The sequence below is a fragment of the Cryobacterium sp. TMB3-10 genome (genome assembly GCF_004402305.1).
Classification (GTDB): Bacteria; Actinomycetota; Actinomycetes; order Actinomycetales; family Microbacteriaceae; genus Cryobacterium; species Cryobacterium zongtaii.
Genome location: NZ_SOGH01000017.1, coordinates 1 through 10,093 on the forward strand (window position 1 = coordinate 1; position 10,093 = coordinate 10,093).

Annotated in this window: 7 protein-coding genes; 4 read left to right on the plus strand and 3 right to left on the minus strand. The window is 68.1% G+C overall.

Annotated features, from left to right (window positions below; translation table 11 throughout):
* From E3T22_RS06810 to E3T22_RS06820, 3 genes are all read right to left on the minus strand, one after another.
* A partial coding sequence (locus E3T22_RS06810; RefSeq protein WP_134493531.1) for a hypothetical protein occupies positions 1 to 349 on the minus strand: 349 nt, incomplete at its 3' end.
* A 146-nt stretch (positions 350 to 495) separates the two neighbouring features.
* On the minus strand, positions 496 to 879 hold the full coding sequence (locus E3T22_RS06815; RefSeq protein WP_198415074.1) for a TraR/DksA C4-type zinc finger protein: 384 nt from the start codon (positions 877 to 879) through the stop codon (positions 496 to 498).
* Positions 876 to 2,420: a molybdopterin-dependent oxidoreductase gene (locus tag E3T22_RS06820; RefSeq protein WP_134481300.1), complete on the minus strand. Its 1,545-nt coding sequence runs from the start codon at positions 2,418 to 2,420 to the stop codon at positions 876 to 878. Before E3T22_RS06820 ends, E3T22_RS06815 begins: the two co-directional genes overlap by 4 nt.
* Before the next feature lie 544 nt (positions 2,421 to 2,964).
* On the opposite strand from E3T22_RS06820, the gene E3T22_RS06825 reads away from it, so the two are divergent.
* Genes E3T22_RS06825 through E3T22_RS06845 form a run of 4 tightly spaced genes read left to right on the plus strand, consistent with a single transcriptional unit; the run spans position 2,965 to position 9,924 of the window.
* Positions 2,965 to 4,614: a glycosyltransferase gene (locus tag E3T22_RS06825; protein WP_240632232.1), complete on the plus strand. Its 1,650-nt coding sequence runs from the start codon at positions 2,965 to 2,967 to the stop codon at positions 4,612 to 4,614.
* Entirely contained in the window at positions 4,614 to 5,345 is a 732-nt protein-coding gene (locus E3T22_RS19015) for a biotin/lipoyl-binding protein (protein WP_088456764.1), read from the plus strand. Before E3T22_RS06825 ends, E3T22_RS19015 begins: the two co-directional genes overlap by 1 nt.
* Positions 5,342 to 7,408, plus strand: a complete 2,067-nt coding sequence (locus tag E3T22_RS06840; RefSeq protein ID WP_134481301.1) for a glycosyl hydrolase — start codon at positions 5,342 to 5,344, stop codon at positions 7,406 to 7,408. The genes E3T22_RS19015 and E3T22_RS06840 overlap by 4 nt, the downstream gene beginning before the upstream one ends.
* Before the next feature lie 17 nt (positions 7,409 to 7,425).
* Positions 7,426 to 9,924 (plus strand): RNA helicase, encoded by a 2,499-nt coding sequence (locus E3T22_RS06845; protein WP_134409348.1) that lies wholly within the window; start codon positions 7,426 to 7,428, stop codon positions 9,922 to 9,924.
* Positions 9,925 to 10,093: the final 169 nt, after the last annotated feature.

Here is a 10,093-nt window from a genome sequence, read left to right on the forward strand (position 1 = left end):
TCATGCCCGCCGTGGTGGCCGTCAGCCGTAGCGCCCCGGCGGCCTCGGCGGCCATGCTGCGGCGGGCGAGCTCCTCGTCGTCCCAGGCCGGGCCGTGCGCGCCGGTGTCAGGGTCGTTCCGGCCGGACTCGACAGGGTCACCACACAGACCCGCCAGGATGCGCGGTTCATGGCCCAGCCGGTCCAGCTCGGTCAGCAGCCGACTGCGCTCGGCGTAGCCGGCCGCGATCACTTTCTCGTTCACGATCAGCGGGTCGATGACCGCGCTGATCGCCGCCGCGACAGGATCCACCGCGGGGTCCGCAGGGTCATCGGGGGTGTGATCGGGTGTGGCAGCTGAGGTGGCCATAGGCACAGTGAAGCACCCACCACCGACACTCCCAGGCCCAGAAACCAAGCTGTGGAANCACTCCCAGGCCCAGAAACCAAGCTGTGGAAGGGTCGAAAAAGACCGCCCTGTGGAGGAAGGGTGAGCCATCCATGCCCGCGAATCGGTCACGACTCCCGAGCACAGTCGATACACAGCTCCGCAGCCGGGCGGGCCTCGAGCCGCTCGCGGCCGATCGGCTCACCCCCGCGCAGGCACCGGCCGTAGCTGCCGTCCTCGATGCGCACCAGGGCCGCGTCAATGGCAGCCAGGGAGGCGGCCAGTTCGGCGTGCACCCCCGCCCGAAGCGACCACTCGTCGGAGAGGGTCGGGCCTTCGGGATCGTGCTCGTCGTCGGCGTCCCCGCCGCTGCGCGCCGCGCGCACGGCGTTCAGGGTGTCGCCCTGCCGGCCCAGCTCCCGCTCGAGATCGAGCCGTTGACCGCGCAGTAGACCCTCGAAATGGGCGATGTCGCTCGGGCTCAACCCGGGCACCTGCTTCGACGTGGTCACGAAATCGACACGCTGATCTCGTGCAGGCCGGTGGCGCCGTCCGGCGCGACATCGGCGAGCTTGCTGGTCTGCACCAAGCCGTTGGCATCCGTGGCGCGCACCCGCAGGGTGTGCGAGCCGCTCGGGGCGTCCCAATCCCAGCGCCACTGCCGCCAGGTGTCGACAGAGATCGCGTCGGCCAGGGTGGCGGGGTTCCAGTCGCCGTCGTCCACCTGCACGTCCACGGCCGAGATGCCCACGTGTTGGCTCCACGCGACGCCGGCGACCGTCACCGTTCCGGCGTCAACGCTCGCATTCTCGCGGGGTACGTCCACGCGCGAGGACAGCTTCACCGGACCCTTCTGGGACCAGCCGCGGGTGGACCAATACGCCGTCTCCTGGTCGAACCGGGTGACCACCAGCTCGGTGACCCACTTCGTGGCCGACACGTACCCGTAGAGGCCGGGCACCACCATCCGCACCGGGTAGCCGTGTTCGAGAGGCAGCGGCTCGCCGTTCATGCCCACGGCGAGGATCGAGTCGCGGTCGTCGGTGAGGGCCTCGAGCGGGGTGCTGGCGGTCCAGCCGTCCTGGCTGCGCGACAGCACCATGTCGGCGTCGGCGAGCGGCTTCGCCCTGGCGAGCAGGTCACGGATCGGGTATCCGAGCCAGACGGCGTTGCCGATCAGGTCGCCCCCCACGTAGTTCGACACGCAGGCCAACGTGGTGGTGCTCTCCGCCAGTGGCAGGGCCAGCAGCTCGGCGAAATTGATCTCCACCTCGTTCTCGACCAGCCCGGTGATCCTCAAGGTCCAGGTCGACGGGTCGATGCGCGGCACCGAGAGGGCGGTGTCGATGCGGTAGAACTCCGCGTTGGGGGTGATGATCGGCGTGAGGCCATCGATGTCGAACGATGCTCCGGCGGGAATCGGGGTGCCCGGCGTGGAAGGTACCGGCAGGGGGAACAGTGCCCTGGCCGCATCCGCTGCCCGGCTGCCGGCCGTGAGCAGCTGGCCGCCGATGGCCGCGAGCACGCCGGCACCGGCGCTGATGCCGGTGTAGACGAGAAACCGGCGACGGTCCAGCTCGGCCGTCGCCGCCGTGGGGGCCCGGCGGACGCGCAGCCGGTTGATCAGCATCGTGAGCACCAGGGCGGCCACTACCATCGCCAGCACCGGAGGCACGGCGTCGAACGGGGATGCCCCGGCGCGGGTGAGCGCCGCGGCGAGCGCGACCAAGCCGGCGGCCACGATCACGAACCGGCCGAACGGGGCACGCCGGTATTCGAGGACGCCGGCCAGCGCGGCCAGTAACGCCGCGACCAGGGCGATGAAGACGATCAGCGCCACCTTGTCGGCAGTGCCGAAGAGCGAGATCACCAACTCCTTGGCCCAGACCGGCGCCAGATCGATCAGCAGAGCACCGACCACCAGCACCGGGCTGGCACCGGGTGCGATGAGCCCGGCGACAAGTTCGGCGAGACCGAATCCGGCCAGAACCGCGGCCAGGCCGGCCAAGGCGGGCAGCGCGCGAGCCGGTGTCGGGGAGGCGGAGCTGGACATGGGATCAGCTTAGATTTACCGCCTGTGAGACGGGCGCACCCGCCCTTACGAATCCCTTACGAGACTGGGGGTGAGAGCGGGGCCGAGCACCGGGTTACAGCCGTGTTACGAACACGAGAACGTTGAGGGAACCGATAGTCAGAACTCTCGCCACGGACCTATGGTGAACCTACCCGCCACGACGAACGGTCGCACCCGACCTCCCCTGTTCCGTCGTCTTCGCCGCACCCTACGGCACCTCGTCGCTCCATCCGCATCCCGATCCCTCACGGATCCCGATCCCGATAGATCCCGCGAACCCGGACGACGATGCCCACACTCTCCGGTCGGCCGACACCCAGGCCAGACCCGGTCGGTGTTGCCGCGTGTTTCAGGGCCCTGTCGAACCCGCTCATGCTCGCGCTCAGAACCAGCACGCGAACCTCGCCCGAGATCCCGTTCGCGAACCCCGGACCCGAATCCGGTACCGAAAGAGAGACGGATGACTTCCCTTCATCCCAGCCTTGGCATACCCACTCCACCCGAATCCCCGGTGGATTCAGTAGTGCCGCCCGAGGCTATGCACCGGATCCCCACCCACCAACTGGCGATCGACGATCACCCGGTTCGACCCAAGTCGACGGGGCACGCGCACTCGCCGTCCCTCGTCATGCTGGTTCTGATCGCAACGGTAGGAATCCTGGCCTACGCCCACTTCCTGCTCAATCCGGCCAGCCGCGGCGACTGGCTGCCATACTCGCTCGTGATCATGGCCGAGTCGATCCTGATCTTCCAGGCGCTGCTGTCGATGTGGACGATCCTGTCCGGGTCTACAGATACTCGGGATTTCGACTTTCACCGTACCCAGGCAACTCTGGTGCGCGGCAGATCAATAGCGCGGGACGGCTTGAAGGACCAGCCCGAGCGGTGGCCCCTGCACCTGGGGGACCACCCGGCCACCATCGACGTGTTCGTCACCACGTATGGTGAGGACATCGACGTGATCCGGGAGACCGTGACCGCGGTGCGGGCGATGCACGGTGAGCACCTCACCTGGGTGTTGGACGACGGCCGTTCCGACGAGGTGCGTGATCTGGCCGCCGAGCTGGGCGTGCGCTACCTGCGCCGGCTGAGCTCGAACGGCGCCAAGGCGGGCAACGTCAATCACGCGCTCACGGCGAGCACTGCGGAGTACTTCGTGATCTTCGACGCCGACTTCGTGCCCAAGCGGGAGTTCCTCATCGAGACCCTGCCGTTTTTCATCGACGACAAGGTCGCCTTCGTGCAGACCCCCCAGGCCTACCGCAACCTGCACAACGTCATCTCCCGCGGCGCCGGATACATGCAGGCGGTCTTCTACAGGTTCATCCAACCCGGTCGCAACCGATTCAACGCCGCTTTCTGCGTGGGCACCAACGTGATCTTCCGGCGAGATGCGATCAACGACATCGGCGGCATGTACACCGACTCCAAGTCCGAAGACGTCTGGACGTCGCTGAAGCTGCACGAGGCGGGCTGGAAAACCATCTACATCCCCACCGTGCTGGCAACCGGACACGCGCCGGACACCGTGGAGGCGTACACGAAACAGCAACTGCGCTGGGCCACGGGCGGCTTCGAGATCCTGCTGCACAGCAACCCGCTCAGCCCGCGGCGCCGTCTCACCTTCGATCAGCGTCTGCAGTACCTGGTCACGGCATCCTTCTACCTCACCGGGATCGCGCCGCTGCTGCTGTTGTTGGTGCCACCGCTGGAGATCTACCTCGACCTGCGCCCGATGAACCTCTCCACCACGGTGGTGACCTGGCTGCTGTACTACGCGGGTTTCTACCTGATGCAGGTGCTTCTGGCGTTCTACACGATGGGCTCGTTCCGCTGGGAGACCCTGATGCTCGCCACGGCGTCGTTCCCCATCTACGTGGCCGCGCTGATGAACGTCCTGGTCGGCAAGGAACAGCACTGGAGCGCCACGGGCAACCGGTCCCGGGTGAGATCGCCGTTCAACTTCATGATCCCGCAGGTGCTCTTCTTCGTATTCCTCCTGCTCACCTCGGTGGTGGCGGTGTGGCGTGACCTCTCGATCGGCACCCTCACCCTGGCCACGGCCTGGAATGTGACCAACACTCTCATCCTGGGCACTTTCGTCGGCACGGCAATGCACGAGGCGCACCTGGCACGACGCACCCGCGCCCTGACCCGAAGGATGGTGTCCTGATGACCTGGGCCAACCGGTTCAAGCTCTTCTTCGGACTCGTCGTCGTCGTCGGCGTCGTCGCGGTCCTCACGCTCGTCTTCAACCAGCGGCAGGCCCAGGTGATGAGCGCCTCCGCCTCGATTCAGGCGGCGGAGTATCCGGTGGGCTCCGACTATGGCGGAACCGTCATGGAGCGACTCGTCGAGGACGGCGACCAGGTGCGGGCGGGTCAGGCGCTGTTCACCCTGCAGAGCCCCACCCTGCAGGCCGACCTTGCCGAAGGGCTGGTCACCGTCGACAGCGTGGCCTACTCGGTGGCCGAGGACGGCGTGCTCACCCTGACCGCCGCCGTCGACGGCACCCTCACCGACGTCAGCACCGAGCGCGGCTCCTTCGTGCAGGCCGGGCAGGTGCTCGCCGTCATCGACCAGGCCGGGTCCCTGTTCGTGTCGGCCGATTTCGTCCTCACCAGCGGCGACTACGCGCGGATCGAACCCGGCGCCGCCGTCGACATCGTGCTGCCGAACCAGACCAGGGTGGCCGGGACCATGGACACCCTGGACGTGCAGACGGCGAACGGCCATGCCGAGACCACGGCCAGGGTCCTGAGCCCGGACCTGGTCGACGGCGCCGCGAACGGGCTCATCGCACCCGGCACCCCGGTCACGGCGACGATAGAACTGCGCGACGACGGCCTCCTCGCCGGCGCCAGCGACGGCCTGTTCGGGTTCCTCCGGACGATCGGGCTGTGATCGTGCAGAGAACACCGCGCATCCTCGCCGTCGCCACCTGCCTCGTGATCGCCGCCGCGCTCACCGCCTGCACCACGACGGATGCCGTTGAACCGGTCGACACCGAGGCCTCGACCCCCGGCGCGGCCATCTTCCCCGGCAACGAGGTCGCGCCGCTGGTCGACGCCCTTCCTCAGCAGAGTCTGAAGGCCCTGCCGACAGCGCGCCTGTCCGACGGGCTCATCCCGCCGACCAACCGGTGGTTCTCCGGCCTGGTTTTCGGCGAGGAATCGATGCCGGTGTTCCCGCTGCCCCTCTCCTTCCAACTGAGCGACTCCGGCTTCGGCTTCGGACTGCCGGAGGTGTCCGCGGACACCAACGTGATCAGGGGCGGCTTCGCGGGTCAGATCGGCGTGCAGGTCGGCGACGGCGACGGGCTGGAGCAGGCGGTGACCGCCTACGACGAAGCATCCGTCACGATCGGCCAGTCCATCGACGGCGCCACGGTCGGCAGCACGCTGATCGCCGAGGGGTCGCCGTTCGTGTCCTTCGCTGCCGCTGCGGACGTCGCCCTCACCATGCCGACAGCCTTCAGCGAAGCCGAAAAGGGCGTGTGGAGTGTCGACGTGGCCGGCAGCACCTACGGCATGGTCAGTGCGGGAACACTTTCGTCCGGCACCGACCTGTCCCTCACGGCCGGCCAATCCGTGACCTGGTTTGCACTGCCGGACAGCGGCACGCTCACGGCCTTCGCCGAAGCGGCCCGGCACCCGGTCATCGGCACCAGCGTCGAGTACGGCGCCGGCACGGATACGGCCACCACGACCATCCACTACGACACCGGCGACGGCGGCGACACCCTGATCGCCGCGCTGCCGCACCAGGCACAGGGTCTCGCCGACGGTGCGTCGTGCACCGCGGGGGAGTACCCGAGCATCTACGGTGCGCTCACGGTGTGCGAGGGCCGGCAGCTGAGCTGGTCGGTGCCCGCGGTCGCTCCCAGCGGCGCCCTGGACCTCTCGGCTCTCGGTGACGAGGACCGCGCCGCGCTGGCCGACCAGGTGCGAGCTGATGTGGCGGCCACCACGACCTTCGCCGCCGACACCTACTTCGGCGGCAAGTCCCTCTACCGGGCCGCGAACCTGCTCGAGGTGGCCCGGCAGGTGGGTGCCGATGATGCGGTGGCCACGCTCACCGACCGGCTCAGCACCGCCCTCGACGACTGGACGGACCCCGACGCCTGTGCCCAGCGCACCGAACGGTGCTTCGTCTACGACCCGGACGCGAAGGGGATCGTGGGCCTGGCCACGTCGTTCGGCTCCGAGGAGTTCAACGACCACCACTTCCACTACGGTTACTTCTTCTATGCCGCGGCGGTGGTCGCGGCCGACGATCCCGAGGCCGCACAGCGCTGGGCGCCGGTGCTGAATCTGCTCGCCGCCGACCTCGCCACCAGCGGCGGCAGCGAGTACTTCCCGGACCGAAGGGTGTTCGACGCCTACGCCGGCCACTCCTGGGCCAGCGGCACCTCGCCGTTCGGCGACGGGAACAACCAGGAATCCAGTTCAGAGGCCGTGACCGCGTGGAACGGACTGGCGCTCTGGGCCGCCGCCAGTGACCAGGCCGACCTCGCGGCCGAGGCCGAGTGGATGCTCTCCAGTGAGGCGGCCTCGTCCCGTGCCTACTGGACCGACTTCGACCTCGACGACCCGGTCTATGCGGGCTTCGACCACACCGTCACGTCGCTGGTCTGGGGCGGTAAGCGCGACTACGCCACCTGGTTCAGCGCCGAGCCCAGCGCCATGCTGGGCATCCTGGTGCTGCCGATGAGCCCGGTCGCCGGCTACCTCGGCGGCGACCCCGACAGGGTGAGCGCCAACCTCGCCGACGCCCTGCCGGAAGGCAACTACGACGTGATGTTCGGCGACTACCTACTGATGTACGCCGGCCTGCGCGGCCCCGAGGCCGCATCCGACGCCCTGACCGCGGCGGCGAGCCTGCCGGAGGAGCGGATCGACGACGGCAACAGCCGCGCCTACCTGATGGCCTGGCTGATGCGGTGGAGGACTCCTCCGGCCGGATAGGGGAGGATTGGGGGATCATGGCAACCCTCACCGCCCTCCCGCACAACACCGATCCCGACCAGCTTTTCGAGGCCTTCGAAGCGTGGGCAGCGGATGCGGGCCTCCGGCTCTACCCGGCGCAGGAGGAAGCTGTCATCGAGATCGTGTCGGGCGCGAACCTGATCCTGTCCACCCCGACCGGCACCGGCAAGTCCCTGGTGGCGATCGGGGCGCATTTCGCCGCCCTCTCGGCCGGCAAGCGCACCTTCTACACCGCCCCGATCAAGGCGCTGGTGAGCGAGAAGTTCTTCGCCCTGGTGGAGATCTTCGGCGCCGAGAACGTGGGCATGATGACCGGCGACTCGTCGGTCAACTCCGACGCCCCGATCATCTGCTGCACCGCCGAGATCCTGGCCAACCTGGCGCTCCGGAACGGCGAGGACACCCCGGTCGACCAGGTCGTGATGGACGAGTTCCACTTCTACTCCGACCCCGACCGCGGCTGGGCCTGGCAGGTGCCGTTGCTGCTCTTGCCGCGGGTGCAGTTCATCCTGATGTCGGCCACCCTCGGCGACGTCACCGACATCGCCGCCGACCTGTCCCGCCGCACCAACCGGGACACCGCCGTGGTCACCGGTGTGGAGCGCCCGGTGCCGCTGCACTACTTCTACGAGACCACGCCAGTGCACGAGACCGTGGAGGACCTGATCAAGACCGGCCAGGCGCCGGTGTACATCGTGCACTTCGCCCAGGCCGCCGCCCTGGAACGCGCCCAGGCGCTCTCCAGCGTGAAGGTGGTCACCAAGGAGCAGAAGGAGGCCATCGCCGAGCTCATCGGCGAGTTCAGGTTCACCACCAGCTTCGGCAAGACCCTCTCCAGGCTGATCAGGATGGGCATCGGCGTGCACCACGCCGGCATGCTGCCCAAGTACCGCCGGCTGGTGGAGCAGCTCGCCCAGCGCGGCCTGCTGCGGGTGATCTGCGGCACCGACACCCTCGGCGTGGGCATCAACGTGCCGATCCGCAGCGTGCTGTTCACCGCCCTGACCAAGTACGACGGCGTCAAAATGCGCCAGCTCAACGCCCGCGAGTTCCACCAGATCGCCGGGCGGGCCGGCCGGGCCGGCTTCGACACCGCCGGCACCGTGATGATCCAGGCGCCCGACCACGAGACCGAGAACCTCAAGGCCATCCAGAAGGCCGGTGACGACCCGAAGAAGAAACGCAAGATCATCCGCAAGCGCGCCCCGGAAGGGTTCGTATCCTGGGGCGAGCCGTCGTTCAGGCGCCTCGTCGACGCCGAGCCGGAGACCCTCACCTCAAGCATGCAGATGACCAGCGCCATGCTGATCAACGTGATCGCCCGCGGCGGCGACGCTTTCGCGAACGTGTACTCGCTGGTGTTCGACAACCACGAGCCGTGGAAACGTCAGCTCGCCCACGCCCGCCGGGCCCTCGGGATCTACAAGACCCTGCGTGCGGCCGGGATCGTGGAGCAGGGTGCGGACGGCAGCATCCGTTTGACCGTCGATTTGCAGGCGAACTTCGCGCTCAACCAGCCGCTGTCGCCGTTCGCGCTTGCCGCGTTCGACCTGCTCGACATCGAGGCGCCCACCTACGCCCTCGACATGATCTCGGTGCTGGAGTCCACCCTCGACGACCCGCGGCCGGTGCTGATGGGTCAGCAGTTCGCCGCCCGCGGTGAGGCCGTGAACGCGATGAAGCAGGAGGGCATCGAGTACGACCAGCGGATGGAGCTGCTCGAGGAGATCACCTGGCCCAAGCCCCTGGACGAGCTGCTCAGCTACGCGTTCGAGACCTACAAGCAGTCCCAGCCCTGGATCGCCGACTTCCCGCTGCGGCCCAAGACCGTGGTGCGTGACATGTACGAGCGGGCCATGTCGTTCGGCGAGTTCGTGGCCTACTACAAGCTCGCACGCAGCGAGGGTGTGGTGCTGCGTTACCTCTCGGATGCCTACCGGGCCGCCCGGCAGACCATCCCCGACGAGGCCAAGACCGAAGACCTTCTCGACCTGATCGAGTGGCTCGGCGAGCTCGTGCGGCAGGTGGACTCCAGTCTGCTCGACGAGTGGGAGGAACTCATCCACCCCGACCTGGCCGCGCACGAGTCGACGGCGCACGCCGTGGTGCCGCCCGCGCCGCACCGGCTCACCACCAACACCCGGGCATTCCGGATCCTGGTGCGGAACGAACTTTTCCGCCGGGTGCAGCTGGCCGCGCTGGAAAACTACGACGCCCTCGGCGACCTCGACCGCGACAGCGGTTTCGGGGCAGATGCCTGGGCCGACGCCATGGACGGCTACTACGCCGATCATGACGAACTGCTGGCCGGGGCGAATGCCCGCGGCGCCGGACTGCTCATCCTCGACGAGGGTGCCACCGTGTGGACCGCCCGGCAGATCTTCGACGACCCGGCCGGCGACCACGACTGGGGCATCAGCGCCACGATCGACCTCGCCGAGTCCGACGAACTGGGAGTGCCGGCGTTGACGGTGACCGGGATCAACCGGCTCTAGCCGCCGGTCCCGCTCTGCGCCCGCTCCTCACCGCGCCCAACTGTTCCCGAAGCGGACAAGTGCGCCCCTTGGGTTCAGGGGGTCGTTGCAACACCTGATTGATTGAGGTGTTGGTTATGGGTGGTCGTGTTGGGTTTCCGCGTGAGGTTCGTCGTCGGTTCTGGGAGGA